Genomic DNA, 26,333 nt, shown 5'->3' with positions numbered 1-26,333 from the left:
AATATGACTGACTGGTGCTTCGATACAATCTCTTTGCTACAGCAAAGAGATTGCAAGTACTCCTAAAGCCAATTTAAAAGTTCCTGTTCCAATAAAATAGTGGTTTCATTGATTGCCCAATCTACTCGTTCTGAAAGTTCCGTATGATATTCAACAGCCTCAATCTCTATCCCGTACAGAATGATGTCCTCAGGCAATTCTCCAAGGCTACGGCCCAAAGCAAGCGCCTGTGCGACGCCCATATCATGCGTAGAGAGCATCGAGTTTAGCTCAAAAATTTCTTCATTGTGAAAACGATGAATCGTTCCTGGAGGGTTACCTGATTGAATGGCATCGATCAAATACACTCTATTGGCTTGACTCATTAATTCAAGTAACCGTACACCAGGTCTGTCATGCGCTTCTATAAGGATCGTACTGCTCTTGTAAGGTATCAACCCACTCTGTTTCAATCGTTCAGCAACTATGCAACCCGCCTGATCATCACCAAAAGGAGAGCCTATCCCAAGTACTTTTATATCCGTCATGTTCGATTTACGGTTAACTTTAGAAAGTGCGTCGAGCATGAAATACAGGGGTCGTAATTACGAATGATCATTTCGCTAAAATGTCTTAATTCATCTTCCCTTTTATTCAACCCAAACTGTCTTAAAGAAATGCCCAAATCTTCCTCAATACGTGCCTGGTTTTGACTGGTTGGAGGGACTATACGCGCGAAACTGACTATACCCTCGTGATCCAAGGCTATATTCTGCCATAACATCCCTCTGGGAGCCTCTGTGCACCCAAAGCCCACTCCTGCTTGAGGTACTATTTCAGGATGTGACAATTCAGGGAGTTCATACTGTTCCAAAATACGTATGGATTCAAGGACTGCATAATACAGTTCAACCGCGCGGGCAATAATGCAGTGATACATATTATGAGAAGGAAAATGAATATTCAGATCCTGTAACAAAAGATGAATAGGTACAGGAAGATGTCCGAAACAATTATTAAGCCTGGCCAAGGGGCCAACCAAATAAGGCTTGTTCTGTAACAGACAATGCAAAGCGGTTGAATAAGAAACCTGATGCTCAGTGAAGTACGCGTTAAACTCATCAATCCTGATGTTCAAGCCATGATCAGAGACAATCCGGCCTTCATTCATCGGATATTCAGTGGGATGATACAAAGACACCGAGGTGAACTCATGGGAATTATCTGGCAATTTAAGAGTTGCAAGCCATTCAATTAATCCAACACAATCGGCCACCCGCTCTCTGGCTTTTTCCAGCATTAAATTGATTTCTGTACGCTGAGGCGCTTTATAAAAGCCACCGACACAAGCACCTACCGGATGTACCGAACGTCCACCCAATAATTTAATTAAATCATTACCAAAGGCTTGCAAACGCATTCCTCTGCGCACTTCTTCAGGATGGTGTTTAGCCATTTCAGGAACTGAATTAAATCCCAAAAAATCAGGTAAAGCCAAAAAATGAATGTGCATGCTATGACTTTCCAGCCACTCGCCACAATAAAACAAACGACGCATGGTTCTCACCCAGGGGCTGGGCTGTATCGAAAAACACTGTTCAATCGCCTGAGTTGCGCTCATTTGATACGCTACAGGACAGATACCGCAAATCCTGGCGACAATATCCAATACTTCTGTGTAACTACGCCCTTCCAGAAATTTCTCAAACAATCGTGGTGGCTCATAAATTTTTAATTTTAATGTTTCGATTTCGCTATCACGAATATGCAGCTCCAGTGCACCCTCACCTTCAACTCGCGCCAGTATAGGAACATTAATCGATACGTTATTACTCATTGATAATCCGAATTCCCTTAAAATAATTGCCTGCTTTTTTGAAGGCGGGCGCTTGATTATTAATCTGTAAAAATTGTCTTGAGACCGCTTCTTTATTGATTCCCCAGGATTCAAAACGCGTTCCTAAAGAAGTAGTGTTAGGGTTTTCTTTAGGTCCATAACAGGCATAGCAGGCACGCCCCAACGAAGGACAAAGCGAGCCACAACCTAATTGAGTTACCGGTCCCATACACGGTTGTTTTTTAGTAATTAAAACACACACATTACCCTTACGTTTACACTCCATACATTCAGAATCTTTTTTTATCCGGGGTGTCGAATGCGACAGTAGAAAACGAATAGCTTCCAATACCTGCTTTCCATTAACAGGACATCCCCAAAGCTCCCAATCAACACGCACATGCTGAGAAATGGCAGTGGATGTACTTAGGGTCTTGATGTACTCGGGAGAGGCATAAACGCTGGCCATCCATTCATCCGCATCAGCACTATTTCGTAATGCCTGAATCCCTCCGGTAGTGGCGCAGGAGCCTATGGTAATAATGTATTTGCTTTGCTCCCGGATTTTTTTGATTCGTTCTTCTTCATGTGGTGTAGAAATACTGCCCTCAACAAAGGCAATATCAACTCTTGCATCAACATCTACTGCGCCTGCTTCAGCAAAATGTACCAGATCAACCAATTCGGCCAAAGCCAGCAAGGCTTCTCCCGCATTTAAAAAGGCCAATTGGCACCCATCACAGGATGTAAATTTATGTACAGCAACACGTGGCTTCATAGGATTCTCAAGCAGTCAAAAATTAAAACCCTGGTTCTTTAAATAAAGCTTTAATTTGAGAATAAGCAAATACAGGACCATCTTTACAGACAAAAAGTCCGCCGTACTGGCAATGACCGCATTGCCCAATTCCGCATTCCATATTACGTTCCATACTCAAAAACATCTGGTCGTCGGAAAGCCCTTTTCCGCCAAGCACTTTAATGGCAGTATGCATCATCATCTCTGGCCCGCACATCATCGCTACGGTCTGCTCTGGATTTAAAGGTATTTTATCAATCATATCCGTTACATAACCCACACTCCATGGCCATTTAGGGCCTGCCTGATCCGCGGCAATATGTACTTCAGTGTGAGGCGATTTCTGCCATTTGGCGTATTGCTTTCGAAAGATAAAGTCATCGCTATGCTTTACCCCCTGCAAGATGCTCAGATGACCGTAGTGTTTTCTTCTCGCTAAAATATAATTAATAATTGAAATGGAAGGAGCACATCCCAAGCCACCTGTTAGAACAACCACGTCTTTTCCTTTTACTTCTTCAAGTGGCCATCCTCGACCATATGGGCCGCGAATACCCAGTCTATCCCCAATCTGCAATTGCTGTAATGCCCGTGTTACGCGACCGACAGCACGAATGGTATGAGTAAGGACGCTTTGTTCTCTGGGATCAGAAACAATGGATATTGCAACTTCTCCCACACCATAGAGGTACAGCATATTGAACTGCCCGGGATAAAAGCTGTAGTGTTGATGAAGATCGGTATCAGTAAATCTCAGATGTAATGTAAAAATTGAGTTTGATTCCTGTATTCTATCAACGATTTCAACTTCATAAGGCAAATAAGGATCAGGACAGGTATTAATCACTTTTTTTAATCCTCACATTGGATTCCCCGGAGATGGCAGCCAGTTCTTCTGTAATATCAATACCTACAGGACACCAGGTAGCACATCGTCCACACCCCACACATCCGCTGGTTCCAAACTGATCAAACCAGCTTCCTACTTTATGCGTGAGCCATTGACGATATTGTTTTTGCGTGTCATTACGGATAACAGTTCCGTTTATATTGCTGTGTCCTGTAGTGAAACAGGAATCCCATTCTCTTTGATGTTCGCTGCTCGAACCATCCAACTCGGGTTTTTCGACTTCACTGTGACAAAAACAGGTTGGGCAAACCGAGGTGCAATTACCACAGGACAAACAACGCTCGGCAACATCTTCCCAACGAGAATGATTTAAATTGGCAAACAATAAATCGCGTAACCCTTTTTGGTTGTCCAAAGGTATCTTTTTGGTTTGCATGTCCCCGGCATTTTTGACTTGAGCAGCCGCATTCGCGCATTGTGCTTTTTGTGCCTGAATCAAGGCTAAATCATCAATAATTTCTTGACCTCGCTTACTGCCCGTTCTTACCACAAAGCCATCATCAACTTCGGTCATAAGAATATCAAAAGGATCCTTAACTTCTGGTCCAGTACCTGCCGAAACGCAAAAACAATTCGCAGAAGAATAGGTACAGTTGACTGCAACAACGAATAATTGTTCTCTTCTCTTCGTATATCGTGGATCCGGTTTACTGCTTTCAACAAATACTTTGTCCTGAATGCGCATCGCGGCTAAATCACAGGAACGGGCGCCAATAATCGCAACCGGTGGTTCATCCGGATGGTGTGATTTAAACTGTAATTTGCCCTCGTCATTACGAACAACAGTCCATAAAGTTTCCTGTGGTTTAAATAAAACCGGTTTGATGGCTTGAGGGCCGTTGGCAAAAGCAAAGGCTTTGCGTTCTGCGATTTGTTCCAGCCGATATTCTCCGGGAGCTTGATGATCGCGAAGACTCCAGGGCAATTGATCTGCATGAGTCAGGACATCATAGACTATGGCATGATCACGTACTTGCGGACCGATACAGGAATAGCCTGCACCATTCAAAGCATCCAATAATTCTTGCAACCGGTTATGGGGTAAAAAATAACTGCTTTTATCGTGCATGCGGAAAATCCTTATAAGTCGACCTAGCAAATCCTCGGTAATTGTTCACCCATCAACCAATCTATAGTCCTCATTCCCCCTAACTTTGTTTTTAACTGAACAAAATGTCGTGGATCTTCAATAACCTCACCGATGATTGCCGCATGGGTCCCCAGAGGATGGGAACGCATTACAGTCAATAATAATTCGGCATGCTCCGAAGAGCAAATCATCACCAGTTTTCCTTCATTGGCCGCATACAATGCATCCAAACCCAACAGTTCGCAGGCACTGGCTACTTCTGTTCGAACTGGAATGCTCGATTCATCAATCAGCAATCCAACACCAGATTGAAGTGCCAACTCATTTAAAGTCGTAGCAAGCCCGCCACGGGTAGGATCGCGGAGACAATGAATGTCAGGCACGGCGTGTACCATATGTGAAACCAGGCCATGTAATGAAGCCGTATCCGATTGAACCTGAGTTTGAAATTGCAAATTATTGCGATGCGCCATGATGGCAACCCCATGATCGCCTATATAGCCACTCACAATAACGCGATCACCTGGCCTGGCACGATCACCGGAGATATGAATTCCCTCAGGCAGTACCCCAATCCCGGTCGTGGTAATAAAAACACCATCCCCCTTCCCTCGCTCAACGACTTTGGTGTCACCAGCAATGATGGCGACCTGCGCCTCTTTAGCAGCTCTGGCCATAGACTCTACTATTTTTTTTAGATCAACCAGAGGGAAACCTTCTTCAAGAATAAAGCTGGCAGTCAAGTACAACGGTTTTGCGCCGGACATTGCAATGTCATTAATCGTGCCATGCACGGATAATGAACCAATATCACCTCCGGGGAAAAATAATGGGGAAATGACATGGGCATCAGTAGTCATCACCATACGCCCTGATGAGACCGCAAAACAGGCTTGATCATTTTTTTGCCCTAACCATTCATTATTAAAAGCAGGTAAAAACAGTTGGTCAATTAACTGAGCCATGGCACGACCGCCACTTCCATGGGTTAAATTGACTAAGCCATCCTTAAAATTCAGTTTGGGGCCCTTATGGGTTCGGCTAAGCACGGCTTCTGTCATAGTGCATTCACCCGTCCGTATGCATACACAGCGGCACAGGCTCCTTCCGATGAAACCATGCAGGAACCCAAGGGATTTTCTGGCACACAGGCTTTAGCAAACAACGAACACTCCTTCGGTTTTTTTATTCCACGCAATACATCACCACAAAGGCATTGCTTGTGTTCTTCTCCCTCAGTTTCAGGTAAGTCAAAACGCCGTTCCGCATCAAACTCTGCATACTGGGCTTTAATTTGTAAAGCACTACGGGGGATATACCCCAGACCTCTCCACTCAAATCGCTCACGTAATTCCAAAACCTCCGCCATGATTTGTTGAGAGCGCTGGTTTCCCTCTCGATTCACTGCTCGTACGTACTGAATCTCTACCTCACATCGACCCTCATTAATTTGCCGAAGCAGCATCGAAATCGAATGCAAGACATCCAAAGGTTCAAATCCGGAAATGACAATGGGTTTCTTATAAGTAGAGCAAACCGCCTCATAGGGCTGACTTCCTATAATAATACTGACATGAGCAGGCCCTACGAATCCATCCAGTTTTACTTCCCCGGATTGCAACAAGCTGTCCATGGCAACAGGAGTAAGGACATGATTACAAAAAACACTAAAATTGCTGATGTTTAATTGTTTCGCCTGTTGAATCACCAAGGCTGTTGGAGGGGTTGTAGTTTCAAAGCCAATGGCAAAAAACACCACTTCCTTAAGCGGGTTTTCCTGGGCAATTCTTAGCGCATCATCCACGGAGTAGATCATCCGGACATCAGCACCCGAGGCCTTGGCTGTTAAAAGACTTTGTCGACCAGAACCGGGGACTCGCAACATATCCGCGTAACTGCACAAAATCACATTCGGCATCCTGGCAAGACTGATTGCTTTATCGGTTCTTGCCATAGGTAAAACACAAACAGGGCAACCAGGACCATGGATCAGCTCTACATTATCCGGCAATAAATCCGGGATACCGTAACGATGAATCGCATGAGTATGACCACCACAAAACTCCATCAGTTGATACTGACGATTGGGATCGGCCAATACTTTGATTTCATGAGCAAGAGCTTTTGCATAATCGGCATTTCGGAACTCTTCAATGTATTTCATTCGCTCTGTTCCTTTAGCATTTCAGCAAACAGGCTCAAAGTTTTTTGAGCCTCACCTTCGTTCAAACGCGTTAATGCATAGCCGGCATGAATAATGACGTAATCACCGACGCTAATCTCTTGTACCAGAGCTATTGAAATATCTTTAGTGATACCGCCCAATTGAATAATGGCTCTATCGTTTTCAAGAATTTGAGTAATTTGTGCCGGCATTGCTAAACACATCATCTGTCCTTACATTATTCCAGTAATCCATGCCTGTCCCAATGAAATTCCACCATCATTAGGCGGCAGAGTTCGAGGCAACAACGGTGTGATTCCGGATTGAATTAATGCCTTGCTTAATCCTTCGGCCACGACCTGATTTAAAAAACAACCACCGCTTAACAGCACCCTATCGAGAGCTTTCTCTCGACAAACTTCGGTGATCCATTCAGCAAGCCCAGCAATTAAGGTCCCGTGGAACACATTGGCTCCTCTTACCGGATCGGCAAGATCCGATAAATAATCAAAAACAGGCATGATATCAAAAACATTATCCTTTATCCGCCAGCCCTGTTTCAATACTTCAGGCTTGGTAACCAGACTTTCCAACTTCATTGGCGCTTGCCCCTCATAAAAAGACAGCGTTTGAACACCCAACAAAGCGCTTGCTGCATCAAATAAACGCCCACAACTTGAGGTCTGAGGACAATTAATACCTTGTTTCAATAAAAGGTGTAGTGCTTGTGCGGAGGGGTGATCGGCAAACCGCGCTTCTATTTCATGGCTTCTGCCTAAATGGTGCAACACACCTGCCGCCATGCGCCAAGGCTCTCGAGCAGCAATCTCTCCGCCGGGTTGCGGAATACAGGCTAAATGCCCTAATCGTGTGAATCGCGCCTCGTCCAATAACAACAACTCGCCTCCCCATGCTGAACCATCTATTCCATATCCATAACCATCCAAAGCCAGACCGATAACGGGGTAATCAATATGATATTCTGCAGCTACTGATGCAAGATGAGCGTGATGATGCTGAATGGCATAAGATGAAACCCCATAATTTTCTGCGAATCGGGTAGTATAAAAATCTGGATGCATGTCATGGGCAATTCGTTCTGGTTCAACATCCAAAAAGCGCTTTAAATGCTCCAGAGTCTCATGAAAAAACTCAATCGTTGCCTTGTTGGTTAAGCTCCCTATGTGTTGTGACACAAAAGCTTCATCTCCGCGAGTAATGCACAAGGTATTTTTTAAATGGCCCCCTACTGCCAAAACGGAAGGAATGGCTCGGGGCAATTGAATAGGCTGAGGAACGTATCCTCGGGAGCGACGTATAAAAAGCGGGGCATCATTCACCATATGGACAACCGAATCATCAGCTCGGGTGACTATCTGACGATTGTAGGATACCGTTTGTTCCGCTATAGAGGACAGTTTGTCTCGCGCTTCATTATCGTCGATAATTAAAGGCTCACCACCAAAGTTAGCGCTGGTTACCACCAAAATCATTGCTTGAAATTCATCAAGCCATTGGCTCCCCTCAGGTTCTCCTGCCAATGCATGAAACAATAAATAATGAATTGGTGTGTAAGGCAACATCACTCCAAGATGATTTAATCCCGGAGCCAACGCATCAGGTAGGGTTCGATCTTTTTTTTCCAACAAAACTATAGGTCTCTCTCGACTCTCCAATACGATTTTACCTTGCTCCGTCACGTGAACGAGAGCTTTCGCACTGACAAGGTTTGCCACCATCAATGCCAATGGCTTTGCTTCTCTGTTTTTGCGTTCTCTGAGCTTTAAAATACTGGCTTCATTTCGCGCGTCGCAAATTAACTGATATCCACCCAGGCTTTTTAATGCAATCACTTCTCCACGCAGTATCCGTTGCGCTACATCATGAATAGATGAAAAAAGGTGCGGACCGCAATCACTACAAGCTGTAGGTTGGGCATGATAACGTCTGTTTTCAGGATTTAAATAATCAGCACGACACCTTTTACACAGCGGAAATGCATCCATTGAAGTTTGACACCGATCATAAGGCAAACCACGTGTTATTGAATATCTTGGGCCGCAATGAGTACAATTGAGAAAGGGGTATAAAAGATAATGGCTTTTTGGATCAAATAATTCGTTCAGGCATTGAGGGCAAACACAGGTATCCGGACTAATTATCGTACTTACGGTTCCAGGTGTACTCTCTCGAATGTCAAATCCGGTTTCTGCTGATACTAATGGAAGGATCTGTGAGTGGGTATGGCTCAATTTTGCCAATGGAGGCAAATTATTCTTCAGCTCATCCAAAAACCGAGCACTTTGACTTCCCTGAATCTCAATAAGCACCCCCGCGCCATTATTCTGAATCCATCCCGTTAAATCCAGTTTTTTCGCAATCCTGTAGGCACAAGGCCTGAAACCGACCCCCTGAACTTGCCCCTGAATCTTAATCTGCAGCCTGTTGTGCTTCATTTACAACTTCTTTAAGTCAGAAAGCCTCGTTAATTGAGTGTTCAACCATTCATACCATTCTTGCAACCCTTCACCACTCTTTGTAGAAAGTGGCAGGATTTCAAGTTCCGGATTGATTCTATGGGCGTACTCTTTACATTGATCCAGATCAAAATCAACGTAGGGGAGAAGATCCGTTTTAGTGATCACTAATAAATCTGCGGCATGGAACATATCGGGATATTTAAGGGGTTTATTATCCCCTTCGGTAACGGATAACATGACGATTTTATAAAGTTCACCCAAATCAAATAAAGCGGGACAGACCAGATTACCTATGTTTTCAATGATTAATATCGACCGATCCTTCAACGGGAGTCCTTCTAACACATGCCCCACTCGGTGAGCATCCAAATGACAGACTTTTCCCGTATTAATTTGGATGGCAGTTCCTCCACTGTCTTTAATTGCACTGGCATCAAAATCAGTTTGTTGATCACCAACAACTACCGCTATATCAATGATCGTGTTTAGATCGCTTATTGTTTTGGCAAGCAAAGTCGTTTTTCCTGAACCGGGGCTGGACATCATGTTTAATGCCAAAATATTTTTTTGCAAAAAATAACGTTCATTGTCCTTAGCGTACTGATTATTTTTTGCCAAAATATTTTGTTCAACCTGAATCAAATGCCCTTCATGCTCCTGATGATCATGATGATGCTCGTGATCTATACTATGATTCGATTCTTCAGTACATCCGCAAATTCCACACATTATTCAACCATCATGGATTTAATTCGTAACTCTTCACCCTGTATAATACTTAATGCATGACTGCCACACTTAGGACAATCATCGTAGTATTGTTTAACAGGTACCTTTGCATGACAGGCATGACACAGAGCTTCACCGGGAACTTCAATAACTTGCAGCTCGGCATTTTGAGCGACAGAGCCCTGCGCTATCACCTTAAAACTAAAATTCAATGATTCCAGGTCAACAGCACTTAACTGGCCAAGTTCCAAAACAATTGTTTTAACTTGCGCATATTGTTTCGCAACTGCTTGTTGAGTAACAAGCTCAAGGATACTCTTGCACAACCATAATTCATGCATCACCAGTTCCCTGTTCAATGAAACGATATTTCGCTCTAGAGTACTCCATCACCACCTATTATGGGAAGTACCGTACAGAAACAGAAGATACTACTAAACCTGCATTCCTTTTTATTGCTGGCATAGACGCAACTTCCTAAATTAGGTTAATATGCGCAGTCTTAATATCAGTGGTAAGCCCATTAAAATCATTATGTCAAAAACTACACAAAACAAAAAACTGATTTCCTGTGTCGTTCCTGTATTTAATGAGGAAGAAGTCATTGCAGAATTCGTTGCCGCACTGGATAAAACGCTCAAAGGGTTAAACTACCCTTATGAAATGCTCCTGATCGATGATGGCAGTCAGGACAATACGTTCACGATTATTCAGCAATTAAGAACGCAATTTCCCATTAGATACCTTCGTTTTAGCCGTAACTTTGGAAAAGAAAAAGCAATAAGTGCCGGATTGGATCATGCTCGTGGAGATGCAGTTATTCTGATGGACAGCGACTTTCAGCATCCACTTGAATTATTAAGTGAATTTGTGCGTCAATGGGAGCAAGGCTATGACATGGTTTATGCCGTTCGTCAAAACAGATCCGACGAGTCCTGGCTAAAAAGAACCTGTGCAAAAGCTTTTTATCAATTTACTTCTAAAATAAACCACATCAATATCCCTGCAAATGCTGGAGATTTTAGATTACTTGATCGAAAAATTGTGAATGCCCTGCAACAATTGCCGGAACGCAATCGCTTTATGAAAGGGTTATACAGTTGGGTTGGTTTCAAACAAATTGCCATTCCTTTTGAAGTGCAACCTAGAAAATCAGGCACGTCACAATGGAGTTTTTATTCTTTGCTGGATCTGGCAATCACAGGCATTACCTCATTTACCGCCTTTCCCTTAAGAATGATCGCTTTAGGAGGAATAGGGGTCGCCACAGCAGCCTTATTCTATGCGGCATGGATCATTATCAGCACCCTGATATTTGGTATACAGACTCCCGGTTGGGCAACCATAGTCACAGCCATAAGCTTCTTTGGTGGATTGCAGCTCTTTGCTATAGGCGTGGTAGGAGAATACATCGGGCGTATATTTGATGAAGTTAAATACAGGCCACATTATATTATTGATGAGGATTCCAGCTTTGATGACAGCAGAACTTAAACTATCTCATCGGCTGGTTTACTACACAGGTATTGGTGCAACATCCGCTTTTGTACACATTATGAGCGTACTTTGTTTGGTCACCAGTTTCGCTATCAGCCCGCTGATTGCCAATATTATTGCTTTTTTAATAGCATTTAACATCAGTTTTATGGGTCACAAATACCTGACATTTTCCAAACTTCAAGATCAAAAACAATTAAGTTTACCGCATTTTTTTCTGGTCGCAGCCTCTGCTGGACTACTGAATGAATCACTTTATTTTCTCTTGTTGCGTTTCACCCATTTAAACTATTTGATTGCTTTGATCCTGGTTTTAGGGTTAGTCGCCGTATACAGCTATTTACTCTCAAGATTCTGGGCTTGTCGTTAAACTCAAATTAATTTGATGCTCCTCACAATCACGCAAAAATTCATTACTCATAAAATAATTCAGTTCTTGTTTTCGAGTAATTGAAATCACATCATCAGCATCGTCACCCTCTCCTGGATGACACATGATTAGGGTACCATGAGGCACCTGAATCAACCATTGTCGAAACAAGGCTCTATAATCTGAATCAGGTGCAAAATCATACACCCCAGAAAAACAACTGTTGTGAGGGATATTCCATTGCTGCAGCTGAGTATGGAATTTTTTCCCTCCAGTTCTCGCCAAGAGTACTGACTTCACTTTAAATTGGGGAAGCGCAATTGCCGGATACGTGGATCGAATGAATATTCCTTTTTCCTTTAAGTTTCTTTGATGATACAGATCAAGCAGGACTTCTCGTATTACTGGAAACTGATGGACGTGTTGATGGCCGTCTATGAATTCAGGATATTCTCCCATCACCCCCACATAATGATCGAGCTGAGCATTCAATTCATTAAGAATCTGTGCTTTGTGAATCATTCGGGTATGAGTTCTTAGAATCAACTCCTTTAAACGATAACAAGGTATTTCGGGATTTGATAAAAATGCACCCTCAGTGAGATTGAAATGCAGGCCTGTATGAATCTGTTGTTTCAGACTTAGCAAGTCTTTGGCATATATGGGAAAATCCGGTTCGTTCACCATGCAGCTTACTGCAGACAATCGGTTCATTCGCACCAGCTTTAAAATACCCAGAGAAATCCCTTGATTCAGGCCAAAATCATCCGCACATAACATAATGTTTTTAATTGAGCTCATCAGAATTTATGCCGTCTTGGGAAGTGTTTTTGCCATTAAGAAGCGAGTACTTAATATATTGATACAAAGCCCACTGATAACTAACAAACCAGCCTCCAGCTTCCATAATTGAAAAGGCTCACCCAATATCAAAATAGAACCAAGCATTCCGACTACAGGAACTAATAAAGTAAACGGAACAATCATTCCGACAGGATATCGACTAATCAGCCAATTCCAGACCCCATAACCAATCCACGTTGAGACATAGACAATATAAGCCAATGAAGCACAACCCTTCCAGCTTAAATGCTCATAGGTATAACTGAAACTTCCAGGCCCTTCGAATAGTAAAGCAAGAAGAAACATGGGAAAACACGCAACAAAACTGCCCCATACAATGACTGAAATTAAATTATTCGTTTTAATCTGTTTGGTTATCAGGTTTCCAATACCCCAGGTAGCTGCGGCTCCCATGATAAATAAAAATCCCGGTAACGATACATTGGAATCAAAATGCATGGCCACCAGCCCTATACCTGAAAATGAAACCAGAGCACCAACGAGTTGACCGGCAGTTGGGGCTTCCCCAATAAAAATTATGGCAAAAAAGATACTGAAAAATACTTGCACCTGCATCAATAAAGAGGCCATTCCAGGAGTCATACCGACCTGCATGCCAATAAACAGCAGAGCAAATTGTAAAGCAAACATCACCAACCCATACGCTGCAATAATACGAAAAGGGACTGCAGGTGGTTTTATAAAAAATACCGCAGGAACACTTGCCATCAAGAATCGTAGAGCACAAAGCAGTAAGGGAGACATTTCATCAAGACCCCACTTGACGAATATAAAATTAATTCCCCAAACTAGCACTACCAACAGGGCTAACAATATATGAGATATAGGCATGGTGAGTTCTTTTGAATAAAATACCCCTCCATTTTAACTTAAAAATTGGACAATTGCTAAGTATTAAAAATTTTTGCTTCATATTAGATCACCTTTATTACTAAATTTGATAAAATATCCTTAATTTTTAAATAATGATAAATATTTAACCTACGTGAAGATAATTAATACTCCCTTAAGGATCCCTTGCTACAATTTAACTTCACATTTTCTAATTGTATTTGGAGAAACCCATGGCGAAGACAAAGACAGACAGGTCTGCTAATCTAGTGAAAAAAGACTCTTTTTTTCATAGCCGCTTACAACTTTTGGTCGCAGGCGCATTGTTTCCTGTAGGCAAAGGTGATTGGTATAAAGAAAAAGGGTATGGAACCAAAACAGTTAATCCAGGAGAAAATGCAGCATTTGATGATTTTCTTCAACAACAAAAAACAGATGAAAACGCGCTATACCACAAAGCGTTTAAAGGTTTGAATTTTAACTTAACGATGGTTGATTCAAAATTAACCACGGGTAAAGATTGCCAACTGGAAGTTCTTAAATGCGCACCGCCAGTAGGCGCAGAACAAAAGCCAGGAACGGGCAAACACATCGTTTATTTTCCTGGAGCAAATACATACTATCAAGCCTGCTTCCGCGATATTACTGCTGCTGCCAAGCAAACTGGCGCCACAGTTCATGCATTCAATTTTCCAGGCACAGGAAAAAGTACTGGACAGGTTCGAGAAGCAAATGACTTAACCAATGCCGGTATCTCTGTCGTCAAATCCTTACTAAAACAGGGCGTTCATCCTGATGACATCATTTTACAAGGTGACTGTTATGGAGCGGGTATTGCCCTGGAAGTAAAAAAGCAATTCGAAGATCAAGCCCATATCAAGCTACGCGTGGTCATGAATAATGCATTTAAATCATTTAAAGCCGCAGTGTACGACATGATTACCCAATCAACCTGGATACCTAACGCATTAAAATCAATAGTTAAAACACTATTGCAATTTACTGGATGGCATATTACACCCGGTAAAGATTATATTCAGTCCAATCCCTACCAATGTCACATTCAGCACAATGGCGATCAAACACTGATATCCGCATCGTTATCCGGTAAAGTCAGCAAATATCATGGAGAAATGAAATCAGGTAAAACCAAATCTGAGAAAAGAGAACCTATGGTTGATAATTGTCCCGAAGAGTACAAGCAGGATCGCGACGAACTGGACGGTAAACATATTGTTCGAGTTAGTGAAGCAGCAAAAGAACGATTGGGCAATAAATTTGGCAGAGATAAATTTGGTAATGTGAATGCTCATTTCGCTGATTTGTGCGAATTGGAGATGCTTAATGGCAAGTCTGTTTATGAAGGATATATTAACGAATATCTCGAGCGCTCAGACCGATACATCCAGGCTCATCCCCAAATATGCATTCCTGAAGAGATCAAAATCAATTATCTTGCTCCAGCTCATTCTATGGAAATCACCCAGCAAGAGGCGGAAGACCTCCAGGAAGTTGCTGGCTTAATTGAGTCACAACAATTCAGAGCCGATATTAATTTTGGAGAAGATGTTCCATCATCCGAACCTCAAGCTCAGATGAGCTGATTACTGCTCACTGAGAACGGTGTTGACACACCCTATTCTTAGGATATCTCCTTAAAAAGCCGGAAGTTGCAAGACTTCCGGCCTTATTATTTCTTTGATGCCATAAAATTATTTAGTAATTCTGTAGTTCAGTTCTTGCCTCTCTCACGTTACAATGACAAAAAATTCTAAAGATAAAAAAATGAACGAAATTATTCTTGCCACCAGTAATTCTGGAAAAATCAGAGAATTATGTGATTTACTAGCACCCATTCACTGTATTTCCCAATCCTCTTTAGGTATAGACAGTGCTGAAGAAACCGGATTAAGTTTTGTAGAAAATGCCATAATAAAAGCACGACATGCCAGCTTACTTGCCAATAGACCGGCATTGGCAGATGACTCAGGATTGGTAGTACCCGCTCTTAATGGCGAACCCGGTATCTACTCCGCACGCTATGCAGGAGAGCGAGCTACTGATCAAGAGAATATCCAACGTTTATTAAACAATATGGCGCATTTACCCGATGAACAACGGCAGGCCTATTTTTACTGTGCTATAGCCCTGGTTCAACACGCACATGATCCTGCTCCAGTTATTTCCACAGGCATTTGCCATGGAACTATCAGTCTGGTAGCAACAGGCTCTGGTGGATTTGGCTATGATCCTGTGTTTTTTATAAAAGAATATCAATGCACAGCAGCAGAATTACCTGCTAAAATTAAAAATACCATCAGTCATCGCGCAAAAGCATTACTCCATTTACGCGAATTTATTCCCAGTTTAAAATGAACGTTGAACTCGAAAATCTCTTTGCCGAAGCCTATAAATTTCAATATGAAGGCCAACTCCCTCAAGCGATCAGCCTTTACGAACACATCCTGTCCATAAACCCTAAACATAACAACACTCTGCATTTTCTGGGTTTAACTTATGCTCAGTTAGGCGACATGGATAATGCGATTTTATATTTGTTACAGGCACAAGAAGTAAACTCTGGTGATCCCGCATTATTAAATAATCTTGCCAATGCGTATAAAAAGTCCAATCAACTGGATAAAGCCATTCAATTTTACCTCAAGGCAATTCAACTAAAACCAGAATATGCACAGGCACATAATAATCTGGCGACAGTATATGCTTTACAAAATAACTACCAACAAGCACTAATCCATTATGGAAAAGCAGTGAATGCAGAACCGGATTTTAGCGCAGCCCATTTTAATCTGGGGTTGCTGTTGCTTCAGAATAATCAATTAACTGCTGCTAAAACTCAATTTAATAATGTCATTACGCTCAATCCTGCTCATACAGAAGCCTATTTTTATTTGGGGATCTTATATCTGGAGGATAATATGCTGACAGAAGCAGAGCAGGCATTTCAAAAAGTGCTGGAACAGGATCACGAACAAGTTCAAACATTGGTCAATCTCGGGGTTATTGCTCTCAAAAAAGATCAAAACCAGATTGCTGTCGATTACTTCACCAAAGCATTAGCTCTGGACAATGAAAACATAGATGCTCGTAACAATCTGGCCGCGACCTTCATGCATCATGACCGTTTTGAAAACGCATTGATGCATTACGATGTCTTACTAAAAAAGGAACCTGATAATATAGAGTATTTATATAACTCAGGCGTGGCTCAAATGGCTCTGGGCCATTTGAATGAGGCGATTATTTTTTTTGAACAGATCCTGAATTTAAACCACACCCACACCCCCTCGCTGAATAATATGGCCGCTATTTATTTAAAAATGGATATGCGAGAAACATCACGAGAATATTTACAAAGGGCTTTAGCCATTAATCCCCAGGATACCATTAGCAGACACATGCTCAATGCCCTTAATGGCGCAACAGATGCAGACACGACACCGGATTACGCCAAAAATTTGTTTAATAATTACGCTCTATATTACGAACAGCACATGAAGGACCAACTCAATTATTCGCTGCCGCAGCACATTGGCAGAACCGTACATGAACTGGAGTTACTCCAGGTCAACAACACTTTGGATATAGGTTGCGGAACCGGATTATCGGGCATAGTACTGCGTGAAATCAGCAAGCGATTAACAGGAATTGATATTGCAGAAAAAATGCTCGCCCATGCCAGGGAAAAAGGGATCTATGACTCACTGGTTCATTCGGAAGTCATTGAATTTCTTAATCAAAACAAACAACCCTATGATTTAATAGTTGCCGCAGATGTATTACCTTATTTTGGAGATTTGAGTAGCCTATTCCAGTTAATCAGAGCTCATCTCAACCCACAAGGATATTTTATCTTTTCTGCAGAACTCAGTGAAAAAGAGCCCTGGACACTGCAAACCAGTGCTCGCTTCAACCATCATCCTGATTATATAAAAGACCTGGCTAATGAATGCCAGCTTGAACTCATCAAACAAGAAAAAGTACCGGCACGTCTACACAATCAGCATCCGTTAGAAGTGATGCTCTATGTTCTCAGAAAGATTTGAACTCAATCTCTGTACATAACAAAAAAACCTGTCATGTACAGAGGAACTCAATAACAAATCTAATTCATTTGCAAGATGCACGCATTATGCAAAGCAGCAGGCGTACCACCAACTTCTTTAACAATTTCCTGATATCTTGGATTTTGGTTAAAGAAGGCCAGGTTATTTATATTTCTATTCATATATTCTTTGTATTCCCTGACCAGGGCATCCTGACTCGGTTTCAAAACATAACCGTAATGAGCCAACGATGCCACTAAAGCCAGTAAACCCAAAGCGGGGGCATTTAATGAAATTAACGTACTGGCAGCAAGTTCAATCAACAAGATTCGTTCCGCTTTTGGTATTGCTTTCCAATCTTTTATAAGCCCATTTTGGCCAGCCCATTCAAGCTGAAGCTGCTGTTCCAATTGTAAGTTTGGCATTTCTTCTCCTGGATCTAATTAATGTCAAAAATTGCCCATCAATTTAACATAAATTGCCCATTTCGATCTACTAAATAAACAAAATGCCCATACTTATTGCATTCAGATCGTTTAAATTAAAACATCACTTAGCTACGACCGTTAATAAATCCAACTAAGATAATAATCTCTTAATCTTATTATGCTACGCTTAAGCTGTACGGTTAATTTTCAAAATGGTGAAATCTGGCAATGCCTGATCCCTATTTAGTAAATCAGATTAATGGGTTAAATAAACATTCTGGTTCAGATCGAACTGGACACATCAAGCACGACCTGAACTATCAGCGTGAAGATGGAGCACTTGTTCCCATAATTTATAAAGAAAATAAACATCAAAACCCTGAATTATCAATCAAAGAAGTAGCATTTAGTGAGATGGCTCGTCTCTTTATGCTGCCTCATTCAACACCCAGGTATCATTTGGTACGTGATAAGGAACACAACAAGATTACCGGTGTGGCCTCTCTTCACATCAATCTTTCTATTGCCCAACAAGTTAATATTAAAAACACTGCCTTTCAAAAAATCAGATATTCATCGGAAAAAATGCAATACCGATTTGAACAGGTCAAGGTAAGGGATTCCGCGGATATTCCTTACCAATTTCTTAATCAGCTTCCCCACGGTTTTTTCAGCACCCTGATGGAACAAAGAAATTTAGGCACGCTTACAGTTGATATGGATTCTCTTGCCAGTACTTTTGTCAATAAATACACCCTGGAAGAAGACGATTTACACAAGGGAAACATCGGGATCTATACCATCATCAAAAACAACAAGCCCCATATCGTTTTTTTTAATATCGATCATGAGTTGATGCTCAGCGACAGTATTATGTCGTTCATCAATTTACGGAGCACAAACTGGTCGTATGGAGAAAAGTCATTTAACATTACGCCCCGAGATTTACTCAATTTTCCAGATCTCCAGGATTCTGGAAATCATTATTGGCCGACTTATAAGCGGTTTATGGTTCAATTTAATGATGATAAAGCATACATCAATTCCAGCGAAAGAAACGCATTCATCAATTTAAAAAATGATCAGGAGTTTAATCGTTATAAATGGAAACGCCTGTTGAAATGCATCCTGACTCCTGAACAACTCATGAAAAATGCTTTGGCCTTACATTTCGATCCATCGAACCCCAAAGATGCATCTGAAATGAATTTGATCACTCAAGCAACACATGAACGAATTATAAAACTACGAGCAGCGCTCCTCTCAATTCCGGAGTTTCGTGCCTATATTAACAGTGAGCAAGGAAAAAATGATATTAAGGCCATTAAACAGGAATTCAACCAGTACATGACAGAGGAGCCATACAACCAGCACTCAGTAACCGCATCAATTCAAAGGGATATCGAGAGACAATCCGAACAGTATTTAACCTTATGTTCGTCTGAAAATGAATCCGTGATCAAAAATGGAGATACTCCTCTGCATGTAACTATTCGCCTGGGAGAATATCGTTTTGATGAAAGTCACAAATCCTTCAGTGAGTATTTTGGTACTGCTAACTCCGATGGCCAACTTCCCATTGAATTGGCTGCCGAGCTGGCCAAATCCTATGAAACTGGATCTGAAAAGACAAATCCAGGCAAAGATCCTTTATGCGTCATAAAACATCTTCTGGCACATGGCGCAAAGATGACACCCAAAGTTGTAGAAATATTAGAATCAAAGAGCATTGATATAGAACATTATCAATTTCGATCCCAGTACTATGATCGTAAGATAGAAAATTATGCTGACTTAAAAGCGGTGATGGGTGAAATAAGCCAAGATCTTGATTTAAATCTGAAAACAAAAAAAATAATTGCTGCCAACATCATCGAACAGCATATAAATAACCTTTCTCCAGATGAGATGAACCAATTAAAAAACGATTTGAATGGAGCAAAAAATCACCCCATAGCATCAGAGTTTCTCTTCATCAGTCAATTACGCAGCTCTTTGTGGATAGTCAGGGCAATACGAGGTTTATACGGTAATTCATCAACCAGAATGGAGCTGAACAATCTGATTAATGATTCAGAATGCCGACAGAAAATAAATCCGCATCAATTATTCGCCAACCGTTATTCAACTGTTATCTCTGAGAAAAGACCAGAATCTGAGATAGACAACGAATCGAATAAAACCCCAAATTGTTCCAAATAATGACAACCCCATCGGGATGAGTTGGCAGGTCATCAATTGATTCCCAAAATTCCACGATTTACTCCAGAGAGAGCCTCACTAAAATGAACCTACATTACACGAGACCATTTCAATATTCCGCGCATATAGCGCGGAACGTAGGCTAAGGAAGCAATTATCAAAAGATCCTGATACCTCTCTGCACAAAAGATTTTTTATTCGTTATTAAAAGGGTAATACCAGGCCCGCATTTAATAATTGAATTTGCCTTTTGAATAACAGTTGAATGTGTAACAGATTATCTGCATCCGTTGCTTCAAATCGAGCAACCAGGCAAGGAGTAGTATTCGATGCTCTTAATAATCCCCAGCCATTAGCAAACTCGACTCGCAGACCATCAATAGTTAGAATGCGCGCATCAGGAAAATCAGCGTGTTCACTAAACAATTTCATAAAAATAAATTTTTCATGCTCTGCTATAGTGATTTTCAATTCTGGAGTGTTGATACTGTTGGGGATTAATTTGAATTGCTCACTCACGGTTAAATCTGAAGCACTGATAATTTCTAATAATCGGCAAGCGCTATACAACGCATCATCAAAACCATACCAACGATCCTTGAAAAACAGATGACCACTCATTTCACCAGCCAAAGCAGCCTGTTCTTCTTTCATAACGGCTTTAACAATAGAGTGTCCTGTAGGACACATTTTTGCAATTCCACCTGCGTCCTTAATGACGTGTTCCAGATGAGCAGAACATTTAACATCATAAACTATGGTCGCTCCGGGATTTCGACTTAAAACCTCACGGGAAAAAAGCATCATTAGACGATCGGGCCAAATCATTTCCCCTGAATTGGTAATCAAGCCCAAGCGATCAGCATCGCCATCAAAAGCCAATCCTATATCGGCATGATGAAAGGCTACTGCTTCCTTTAAATCAACTAAATTCGCTTCTATGGTCGGATCAGGATGATGATTGGGAAAACGACCATCCACTTCACAGTATAAAGGAATAACGTCACAGCCCAATTCAGAGAGAACTGCAGGAATAATTGGCCCGGCAATCCCGTTTCCGCAATCAACCACAACTTTCAATGGCTTTTTGAGTTGAATATCGCTGACTATACGCTGGGTATAATGGCTTATTACATCGAAATGCGTTTCCTTCCCCTGTCCTTGTAAGCGTTTGCCCTCAACAACCAGCTCATAAAGAGTGTCTATATCTTCCTGTGTTAACGTTTTCCCTGCCAACACCATTTTAATGCCATTATAATTGGCCGGATTATGACTTCCAGTAACCATTAACCCACAATCCAAACCTTGAGTATGGGTAGCATAATACATCACAGGCGTCGCTACAGCACCCAGATCCACCACATCAATTCCACTGTCCAGAAGCCCTGTTTTTAAGGCCAGGGACAAACTGGGACTGGTAAGACGACCGTCACGAGCCAAATAAATATGTTTTCGGTTCAAAATCTGCAAATAGCAGGCAATTGCTAAACCAATGGTATAAAAGGAGTGTTCGTCCAAATCCTGCCCTATGACACCTCTGATATCATACGCACGAAAAACAGAACGAGGAATTTGTACCTGTTGATACATCATCTAATGCCTCCCAGAGCTGCCAAAACCGCCCTCACCTCGACTGCTTTCAGTAAATGAATTCACTATTTCAAAGGCTGCCTGGACTACGGGAATAAACACCAATTGCGCAACACGCTCACCAGGGTTGATCGTAAAAGATTCCTGACTTCTATTCCAACAGGATATTTTTAGCTCCCCCTGATAATCAGAATCAATCAAACCAACGAGGTTTCCCAAAACAATGCCATTTTTATGCCCCAAACCCGAGCGAGGCAAGATGACTGCGGCCAATTTGGGATCGGCAATGTATATAGAAAGTCCTGTAGGCAACAAAACCGTTTCCTGTGGGGCTATCTGGATGGGTTCAGAAATGCAAACCCTCAGATCCAAACCAGCAGAACCATCAGTGGCATAGGCAGGCATGGGAATCGTGTCCCCAATCCGTGAATCCAGTATTTTTAATTGTATTACCTGGTGCATCATCAATTCCAATAAGTTCAATGGCGGCCATTTTGCAGAGTTGCAGCAAGGATTGCAATAATTTGTCCAGCCAGCCGCGTTTTATTGGTCATAGGAAGATCCATCTGATTGTTTTTTGTAATTATAGTGACTTGATTGTCATCATTCTCAAAACCCAATCCATTCCCTACCTGGTTCGCGATGATCATATCCAATTTTTTGTTAATTAACTTTTCTTTGGCATACTGAATCAGAGCATTCGTTTCTGCGGCGAACCCAACGACATACCCCGCTTGACCACTGGCTGAAACCGTACTGAGAATATCGGGATTTTTTACTAAATCAAGCGTTAATTCTTCATGATTATTTTTCTTGATTTTTTCCGTTGCCGGGGTTGCCACTTTATAATCAGCAACAGCAGCCGCTCCGATAAACAAAGTGCCCGGTTGCAAACGATTCATTACTTCGTCCAGCATGGATTGCGCCGACTCTACCCGAACCAATTCAACTCCTGCCGAAGCGGACAGAGCACTGGGGCCGCTAATCAGCGTTACGCGCGCTCCAGCCATGGCTGCGGCCTCTGCCAAAGCAAAGCCCATTTTTCCAGAACTGTAATTACTTAAATAGCGAACAGGATCAATTGCCTCTCGGGTGGGGCCGGCTGTAATCAGCACATTGTTCCCTGCTAATAATTGATGAACCTCATACAAACGCAGAGCGCTAATGATCTGTTCTGCTTCACTGACGCGTCCCAATCCATGTTCACCACAGGCTTGTGAACCCTCTTCAGGCCCAACAAAAAAAACACCACGCTCTTTCAAAAGCGCGCAGTTTGCCTGGGTTGCAGGATGAGCCCACATGCTCCGATTCATCGCAGGACAAACAATGACTGGAGTTTCAGTCACCAGATACAAGGTTGACAATAAATCGTCTGCAATGCCTTGAGCCATTTTAGCGAGACAATTTGCCGATGCCGGCACAATTAATAAATAATCCGCCCATCGCGCCAATTCAATATGCCCCATGGCATGTTCCGATTGCCGATCAAATAAATCAGTACGTACTTCATTGCTGGATAATGCCTGCATTAACAATGGACTGATAAACTGTTGGGCGGATTGAGTCATTACCACTCTGACGTCCGCTCCAAGTCGAGTTAACTCTCTAACCAGATAGGCGGACTTATAAGCAGCAACGCCGCCACAAACGCCCAAAAGGATTTTTTTATCAATAAAATCTTGCATGACTGACCGTTTTTTATAAGAATACCACCGATCAAAGCACAAACTTCGCAATAAAGGAATAAAAAAGGAATACAAAATGACGGTTGTCCAATCAACACCGCGGTTCGATCTGCGTGAAAAATTACTTCATTACGGCGTTCAAAGCCTCTCTGACACTGAATTACTAGCAGTATTTATCAGCTCCGGAAGCAGGAAAAAATCCTGTTTGCAATTAGCCTATGATCTGATCAAGCATCTTGGTGATTTACGGGCAATCCTGAATGCCTCCGCCCAGAATTTCAAGCAGGTTTCCGGTCTGGGAGAAGTTCGCTACCTGCAATTACAGGCAGTAAAAGAAATCTGCCGTCGCAGTGATTTTATTCATTTACAAAAAGAAACCCAGATAACCAACAGCAAACAAACTTATGCTTATTTGAAAAAAAGATTGCGTGATTATAAAAATGAAACCTTTGCCGCCCTTTATCTGGATAACCAACACCGGATCATCGCTTACGAAGAGCTCTTTTCAGGCACTATTAATTCAGCAACCGTTCATCCGCGCCCTATTATAGAACGGGTTCTCCAACTCAATGCAGCAGCATTGATTCTCGCTCACAACCATCCCTCTGGAGTGTCCGATGCAAGTCATCAGGATCTGGAAGTTACTGAACGCATTCGTGAGGCGCTTGAGCTGGTAGATGCGCGATTACTAGACCATATCGTCATAGGAGACAATGAGGTCTACTCCATCATTGCAGAGAGTAAAAGTATCTGCAATTAATGGTGTTTAAAGTCTCTTCATCCTGAATTCAGCAGCCTCCTCGTGCATTTAATGGCGATGATACAACTGCCAAATTCAGGTTCAGAAGCCCCAAATCATCAATAATGGATAAAAAAATGGTACAACTGTTCATCCCTGATTTTATCAAAAACCGAATGGTCCAACTCATTCTTGTAATCATTAGCTTAATGGATATCGCTGCCTCGGGAACTTTAAAACATATGCTCATTTTATTTGGATTACCGTATTTAGCTTCCATAGCCCTTTTCTGTTTAATTAATCCGAGAAAATCACCGATTAAACCCAGAGTCAGCGAGCAATACAGGCCTTATAACAATAAAAAAAACAGACGCTAAGATCTGCTAAATGATCGCCCACTGGTTTAACCTGTGTTCAGCAATTGAATTCAGGATTAAAGATTCAAAAAAAGTGTCTCGCTCCTTTCAAGCGCCCCAAAGCGAATTCGCTTTGGGGTTTCTTGATGAGAACAATCCCCCAGAAAAACTGCCAGCAAAAAAAGAACTATGACTATTCCTAACATAAATTCCTCATCAATAATGTGGGTCAGTGGAACCATTGAGATTAATATCAAGTTGATTCAAATACAGTATGGACTTGTTGATTGTTATTAATTAAATGGATCAGTTATCAATTGGGACTCAATCAAGTTTACTTATCAAGTTCAATCCACGCCAACTCCGGGCACAGTATTACCTTATTTTATTGACCAAGTAACGCGATCATCATTCAATATCCTATGAACTTCATTGGTTGTAGTCTGTAATGCATGCCGTGTAGAGCGAACTGTAGCTGGAGGGATTTTAAAAAATTGTAATAAGCTTGTGCTGAACGCGTTTTGATTATGATATCGATTTAACGCATCGCTATCGTTTTGGCTTATTCGAACAGCCTGAGCATAAGCACTCACGTTTTGTTTTAAAGAATGTTCTAATGTATCCCGTAAATTGGTGTAATCATCAAGATTATAATTTTTATTGATATTGCCCCTAATCACGTTAACTGACTGGCGCAATTGCTTCATAATGTTACTAATTACCACTGTCTTATCGTTGTCCTTGCCGTATTTGTCCAGTAAACGGTTTACTATAGCCTCTAACCTTCTTTTCAAATAATTCATGGCATTAAGTATATAGGTACTTTTCTCTTCAAAGAATTTAACCAGTTTTTTAAGATGCACCTCCGATTGTGTTTGCCGGAGATGTTGAGTATTCAAATCCTTCATCGGTGATAATGAGTGTCTAAGCGGATCAAAATTCTGTACATGATTTATATAAGTGCCAGATTGACTGTCCTTAGTGCGATAAAAATTCTTAAGCCGGGCTTTGTATTGCGATGCAGGATAAATTTCATTAGCCCAAGGATCACAAATATAGGCATTGGTACCCCATGTTTCTGGCTTGTTCGGATGACTGTTTTTCTCCTTTCCTAACACCAAAAGAGCATGATCCCCTCCGACGATGCAGTAAACTTCCGCTTCAATCTCAGGCAGAAAGTGAACTACATAATCTAAAGCCATTATTGCCAGTTCATAACAATTACCTAATGAGAATTTTTTGCATAGATCAATCGTCTGATAAAATCGCTTGATTGTTTTATCTATTTCCAAATCGTATAACCGAGATTCCCTGCATAATCGGCGCAGATCCAACAACGCTTTGTTCAGGGAAGACTTTTGAATTGCAAGATAAGAATTGTTGATCAATTGAGTACTACCCAACAAGATATTAGATCGCGCATAATCAGAGGACAATTGCGCAGCCTGTTCTGAAGATATACTACTCTGAGAAGACGACATAAATCACCACATCACTACCTATTTAATTCAATGTGAATCTAGTTCATTTAAACCAAGCAAGCCATCACTGCTTTCCTCGATAATATTCCATGAATAAGCCATTCTGTACATGAAAAGATTATCCTCTGTACCGAGATTTATTAGAATCCAATGGATTACTTAGGACAGCCATATTGTGTATACTTCATTGGTTTTAAATAATCCCGGAAATGATGAAAATCACCCCTCCATGTTT

At 41.6% G+C, this 26,333-nt stretch carries 26 protein-coding genes; 8 read left to right on the top strand and 18 right to left on the bottom strand.

The genetic code is table 11. The features are described 5' to 3' along the window. Nucleotides 1-62 precede the first annotated feature (62 nt). The 11 genes from G543_RS0106205 to hypA are packed head-to-tail and all read right to left on the bottom strand — an operon-like array spanning nt 63 to nt 10,329. On the bottom strand, nt 63-527 hold the full coding sequence (locus tag G543_RS0106205; RefSeq protein ID WP_028383774.1) for a hydrogenase maturation protease: 465 nt from the start codon (nt 525-527) through the stop codon (nt 63-65). Next, on the bottom strand, nt 524-1,816 hold the full coding sequence (locus G543_RS0106200) for a Ni/Fe hydrogenase subunit alpha (protein ID WP_028383773.1): 1,293 nt from the start codon (nt 1,814-1,816) through the stop codon (nt 524-526). The genes G543_RS0106205 and G543_RS0106200 overlap by 4 nt, the downstream gene beginning before the upstream one ends. Next, nucleotides 1,809-2,594, bottom strand: a complete 786-nt coding sequence (locus tag G543_RS0106195) for an NADH-quinone oxidoreductase subunit B family protein (RefSeq protein ID WP_028383772.1) — start codon at nt 2,592-2,594, stop codon at nt 1,809-1,811. Before G543_RS0106195 ends, G543_RS0106200 begins: the two co-directional genes overlap by 8 nt. A gap of 22 nt (nt 2,595-2,616) precedes the next feature. Continuing rightward, complete coding sequence (locus tag G543_RS0106190; protein WP_028383771.1) at nt 2,617-3,462, bottom strand: FAD/NAD(P)-binding protein; 846 nt, start codon at nt 3,460-3,462, stop codon at nt 2,617-2,619. Then, a complete protein-coding gene (locus tag G543_RS0106185; RefSeq protein ID WP_028383770.1) occupies nt 3,455-4,594 on the bottom strand; it encodes a 4Fe-4S dicluster domain-containing protein in 1,140 nt (379 codons plus the stop codon). Before G543_RS0106185 ends, G543_RS0106190 begins: the two co-directional genes overlap by 8 nt. Nucleotides 4,595-4,617: 23 nt before the next feature. Further along, nucleotides 4,618-5,676, bottom strand: a complete 1,059-nt coding sequence (gene hypE, locus G543_RS0106180) for a hydrogenase expression/formation protein HypE (protein WP_028383769.1) — start codon at nt 5,674-5,676, stop codon at nt 4,618-4,620. Further along, complete coding sequence (gene hypD / locus G543_RS0106175) at nt 5,673-6,779, bottom strand: hydrogenase formation protein HypD (RefSeq protein WP_028383768.1); 1,107 nt, start codon at nt 6,777-6,779, stop codon at nt 5,673-5,675. The genes hypE and hypD overlap by 4 nt, the downstream gene beginning before the upstream one ends. Beyond that, nucleotides 6,776-7,006, bottom strand: coding sequence for a HypC/HybG/HupF family hydrogenase formation chaperone (locus G543_RS0106170; protein WP_238584679.1), 231 nt, complete (start codon nt 7,004-7,006; stop codon nt 6,776-6,778). Before G543_RS0106170 ends, hypD begins: the two co-directional genes overlap by 4 nt. Before the next feature lie 6 nt (nt 7,007-7,012). After that, a complete protein-coding gene (gene hypF / locus G543_RS0106165; protein ID WP_028383766.1) occupies nt 7,013-9,235 on the bottom strand; it encodes a carbamoyltransferase HypF in 2,223 nt (740 codons plus the stop codon). Continuing rightward, complete coding sequence (gene hypB / locus G543_RS0106160) at nt 9,236-9,988, bottom strand: hydrogenase nickel incorporation protein HypB (protein ID WP_028383765.1); 753 nt, start codon at nt 9,986-9,988, stop codon at nt 9,236-9,238. It lies immediately after the preceding gene. Beyond that, on the bottom strand, nt 9,988-10,329 hold the full coding sequence (gene hypA / locus G543_RS0106155) for a hydrogenase maturation nickel metallochaperone HypA (RefSeq protein WP_028383764.1): 342 nt from the start codon (nt 10,327-10,329) through the stop codon (nt 9,988-9,990). Before hypA ends, hypB begins: the two co-directional genes overlap by 1 nt. 193 nt (nt 10,330-10,522) lie before the next feature. Between hypA and G543_RS0106150 the strand changes: the two genes are divergently transcribed. Together G543_RS0106150 and G543_RS0106145 are read left to right on the top strand one after the other, a co-directional pair. After that, the gene (locus G543_RS0106150) at nt 10,523-11,482 is read left to right on the top strand and encodes a glycosyltransferase family 2 protein (protein ID WP_028383763.1); all 960 of its coding nucleotides are present in this window, start codon (nt 10,523-10,525) and stop codon (nt 11,480-11,482) included. Then, the gene (locus G543_RS0106145) at nt 11,466-11,855 is read left to right on the top strand and encodes a GtrA family protein (protein ID WP_028383762.1); all 390 of its coding nucleotides are present in this window, start codon (nt 11,466-11,468) and stop codon (nt 11,853-11,855) included. The genes G543_RS0106150 and G543_RS0106145 overlap by 17 nt, the downstream gene beginning before the upstream one ends. Here G543_RS0106145 and G543_RS0106140 read toward each other — a convergent pair. Continuing rightward, nucleotides 11,832-12,656, bottom strand: a complete 825-nt coding sequence (locus tag G543_RS0106140) for a ChbG/HpnK family deacetylase (RefSeq protein ID WP_028383761.1) — start codon at nt 12,654-12,656, stop codon at nt 11,832-11,834. The genes G543_RS0106145 and G543_RS0106140 overlap by 24 nt on opposite strands. 6 nt (nt 12,657-12,662) lie before the next feature. Further along, the gene (locus G543_RS0106135) at nt 12,663-13,550 is read right to left on the bottom strand and encodes an EamA family transporter (RefSeq protein WP_028383760.1); all 888 of its coding nucleotides are present in this window, start codon (nt 13,548-13,550) and stop codon (nt 12,663-12,665) included. A gap of 233 nt (nt 13,551-13,783) precedes the next feature. Between G543_RS0106135 and sdbB the strand changes: the two genes are divergently transcribed. The 3 genes from sdbB to G543_RS0106120 all read left to right on the top strand — a co-directional run bounded on the left by sdbB (nt 13,784) and on the right by G543_RS0106120 (nt 17,617). Next, nucleotides 13,784-15,154, top strand: a complete 1,371-nt coding sequence (gene sdbB, locus G543_RS17205) for a Dot/Icm T4SS effector alpha/beta hydrolase (protein ID WP_051190602.1) — start codon at nt 13,784-13,786, stop codon at nt 15,152-15,154. A 181-nt stretch (nt 15,155-15,335) separates the two neighbouring features. Continuing rightward, nucleotides 15,336-15,926 carry an RdgB/HAM1 family non-canonical purine NTP pyrophosphatase gene (gene rdgB, locus G543_RS0106125; protein ID WP_028383759.1) on the top strand — a complete coding sequence of 197 codons (591 nt, stop codon included), beginning with the start codon at nt 15,336-15,338 and terminating at the stop codon, nt 15,924-15,926. Continuing rightward, the gene (locus G543_RS0106120) at nt 15,923-17,617 is read left to right on the top strand and encodes a tetratricopeptide repeat protein (protein WP_028383758.1); all 1,695 of its coding nucleotides are present in this window, start codon (nt 15,923-15,925) and stop codon (nt 17,615-17,617) included. Before rdgB ends, G543_RS0106120 begins: the two co-directional genes overlap by 4 nt. Nucleotides 17,618-17,676: 59 nt before the next feature. Here the strand turns inward: G543_RS0106120 and G543_RS0106115 are convergent, their stop codons facing one another. Beyond that, nucleotides 17,677-18,042, bottom strand: coding sequence for a hypothetical protein (locus G543_RS0106115; RefSeq protein ID WP_028383757.1), 366 nt, complete (start codon nt 18,040-18,042; stop codon nt 17,677-17,679). 231 nt (nt 18,043-18,273) lie between these two features. On the opposite strand from G543_RS0106115, the gene ankK reads away from it, so the two are divergent. Next, nucleotides 18,274-20,247 carry a Dot/Icm T4SS effector AnkK/LegA5 gene (gene ankK, locus G543_RS0106110; protein WP_028383756.1) on the top strand — a complete coding sequence of 658 codons (1,974 nt, stop codon included), beginning with the start codon at nt 18,274-18,276 and terminating at the stop codon, nt 20,245-20,247. Between the two features lie 204 nt (nt 20,248-20,451). On the opposite strand, the gene G543_RS0106105 is transcribed toward ankK, so the two are convergent. Genes G543_RS0106105 through coaBC form a run of 3 tightly spaced genes read right to left on the bottom strand, consistent with a single transcriptional unit; the run spans nt 20,452 to nt 23,522 of the window. Next, nucleotides 20,452-21,840, bottom strand: coding sequence for a phosphomannomutase/phosphoglucomutase (locus G543_RS0106105; protein WP_028383755.1), 1,389 nt, complete (start codon nt 21,838-21,840; stop codon nt 20,452-20,454). Then, a complete protein-coding gene (dut, locus tag G543_RS0106100) occupies nt 21,841-22,299 on the bottom strand; it encodes a dUTP diphosphatase (protein WP_028383754.1) in 459 nt (152 codons plus the stop codon). It abuts the gene before it with no gap. Between the two features lie 17 nt (nt 22,300-22,316). Further along, nucleotides 22,317-23,522, bottom strand: coding sequence for a bifunctional phosphopantothenoylcysteine decarboxylase/phosphopantothenate--cysteine ligase CoaBC (gene coaBC / locus G543_RS0106095; protein ID WP_028383753.1), 1,206 nt, complete (start codon nt 23,520-23,522; stop codon nt 22,317-22,319). Nucleotides 23,523-23,598: 76 nt separating this feature from the next. Between coaBC and radC the strand changes: the two genes are divergently transcribed. Then, nucleotides 23,599-24,282 (top strand): RadC family protein, encoded by a 684-nt coding sequence (gene radC / locus G543_RS0106090; protein ID WP_028383752.1) that lies wholly within the window; start codon nt 23,599-23,601, stop codon nt 24,280-24,282. Nucleotides 24,283-24,398: 116 nt separating this feature from the next. Continuing rightward, complete coding sequence (locus G543_RS0106080) at nt 24,399-24,638, top strand: hypothetical protein (protein WP_028383751.1); 240 nt, start codon at nt 24,399-24,401, stop codon at nt 24,636-24,638. A gap of 359 nt (nt 24,639-24,997) precedes the next feature. Here the strand turns inward: G543_RS0106080 and G543_RS17200 are convergent, their stop codons facing one another. Beyond that, nucleotides 24,998-26,098 carry a hypothetical protein gene (locus G543_RS17200; RefSeq protein ID WP_051190601.1) on the bottom strand — a complete coding sequence of 367 codons (1,101 nt, stop codon included), beginning with the start codon at nt 26,096-26,098 and terminating at the stop codon, nt 24,998-25,000. Between the last annotated feature and the right edge of the window lie 235 nt (nt 26,099-26,333).

It is taken from the genome of Legionella moravica DSM 19234, from assembly GCF_000423305.1.
GTDB classification, from domain to species: domain Bacteria; phylum Pseudomonadota; class Gammaproteobacteria; order Legionellales; family Legionellaceae; genus Legionella; species Legionella moravica.
The sequence above is the reverse complement of the archived record's forward strand: the minus strand, read 5'-3'. Positions and strand labels throughout refer to the sequence as shown.

What these genes read in the sequence shown, in the direction of transcription:
- G543_RS0106120 (WP_028383758.1), top strand. Translation starts at nt 15,923, where the DNA reads ATGAACGTTGAACTCGAAAATCTCTTTGCCGAAGCCTATAAATTTCAA.
- G543_RS0106150 (WP_028383763.1), top strand. Translation starts at nt 10,523, where the DNA reads ATGTCAAAAACTACACAAAACAAAAAACTGATTTCCTGTGTCGTTCCT.
- rdgB (WP_028383759.1), top strand. Translation starts at nt 15,336, where the DNA reads ATGAACGAAATTATTCTTGCCACCAGTAATTCTGGAAAAATCAGAGAA.
- G543_RS0106115 (WP_028383757.1), bottom strand. Translation starts at nt 18,042, where the DNA reads ATGCCAAACTTACAATTGGAACAGCAGCTTCAGCTTGAATGGGCTGGC.
- G543_RS17200 (WP_051190601.1), bottom strand. Translation starts at nt 26,098, where the DNA reads ATGTCGTCTTCTCAGAGTAGTATATCTTCAGAACAGGCTGCGCAATTG.
- G543_RS0106140 (WP_028383761.1), bottom strand. Translation starts at nt 12,656, where the DNA reads ATGAGCTCAATTAAAAACATTATGTTATGTGCGGATGATTTTGGCCTG.
- hypB (WP_028383765.1), bottom strand. Translation starts at nt 9,988, where the DNA reads ATGTGTGGAATTTGCGGATGTACTGAAGAATCGAATCATAGTATAGAT.
- hypE (WP_028383769.1), bottom strand. Translation starts at nt 5,676, where the DNA reads ATGACAGAAGCCGTGCTTAGCCGAACCCATAAGGGCCCCAAACTGAAT.
- ankK (WP_028383756.1), top strand. Translation starts at nt 18,274, where the DNA reads ATGCCTGATCCCTATTTAGTAAATCAGATTAATGGGTTAAATAAACAT.
- G543_RS0106105 (WP_028383755.1), bottom strand. Translation starts at nt 21,840, where the DNA reads ATGATGTATCAACAGGTACAAATTCCTCGTTCTGTTTTTCGTGCGTAT.
- hypD (WP_028383768.1), bottom strand. Translation starts at nt 6,779, where the DNA reads ATGAAATACATTGAAGAGTTCCGAAATGCCGATTATGCAAAAGCTCTT.
- G543_RS0106205 (WP_028383774.1), bottom strand. Translation starts at nt 527, where the DNA reads ATGACGGATATAAAAGTACTTGGGATAGGCTCTCCTTTTGGTGATGAT.
- G543_RS0106195 (WP_028383772.1), bottom strand. Translation starts at nt 2,594, where the DNA reads ATGAAGCCACGTGTTGCTGTACATAAATTTACATCCTGTGATGGGTGC.
- dut (WP_028383754.1), bottom strand. Translation starts at nt 22,299, where the DNA reads ATGCACCAGGTAATACAATTAAAAATACTGGATTCACGGATTGGGGAC.
- G543_RS0106185 (WP_028383770.1), bottom strand. Translation starts at nt 4,594, where the DNA reads ATGCACGATAAAAGCAGTTATTTTTTACCCCATAACCGGTTGCAAGAA.
- G543_RS0106200 (WP_028383773.1), bottom strand. Translation starts at nt 1,816, where the DNA reads ATGAGTAATAACGTATCGATTAATGTTCCTATACTGGCGCGAGTTGAA.
- hypA (WP_028383764.1), bottom strand. Translation starts at nt 10,329, where the DNA reads ATGCATGAATTATGGTTGTGCAAGAGTATCCTTGAGCTTGTTACTCAA.
- G543_RS0106145 (WP_028383762.1), top strand. Translation starts at nt 11,466, where the DNA reads ATGACAGCAGAACTTAAACTATCTCATCGGCTGGTTTACTACACAGGT.
- coaBC (WP_028383753.1), bottom strand. Translation starts at nt 23,522, where the DNA reads ATGCAAGATTTTATTGATAAAAAAATCCTTTTGGGCGTTTGTGGCGGC.
- sdbB (WP_051190602.1), top strand. Translation starts at nt 13,784, where the DNA reads ATGGCGAAGACAAAGACAGACAGGTCTGCTAATCTAGTGAAAAAAGAC.
- G543_RS0106170 (WP_238584679.1), bottom strand. Translation starts at nt 7,006, where the DNA reads ATGATGTGTTTAGCAATGCCGGCACAAATTACTCAAATTCTTGAAAAC.
- hypF (WP_028383766.1), bottom strand. Translation starts at nt 9,235, where the DNA reads ATGAAGCACAACAGGCTGCAGATTAAGATTCAGGGGCAAGTTCAGGGG.
- G543_RS0106135 (WP_028383760.1), bottom strand. Translation starts at nt 13,550, where the DNA reads ATGCCTATATCTCATATATTGTTAGCCCTGTTGGTAGTGCTAGTTTGG.
- G543_RS0106080 (WP_028383751.1), top strand. Translation starts at nt 24,399, where the DNA reads ATGGTACAACTGTTCATCCCTGATTTTATCAAAAACCGAATGGTCCAA.
- radC (WP_028383752.1), top strand. Translation starts at nt 23,599, where the DNA reads ATGACGGTTGTCCAATCAACACCGCGGTTCGATCTGCGTGAAAAATTA.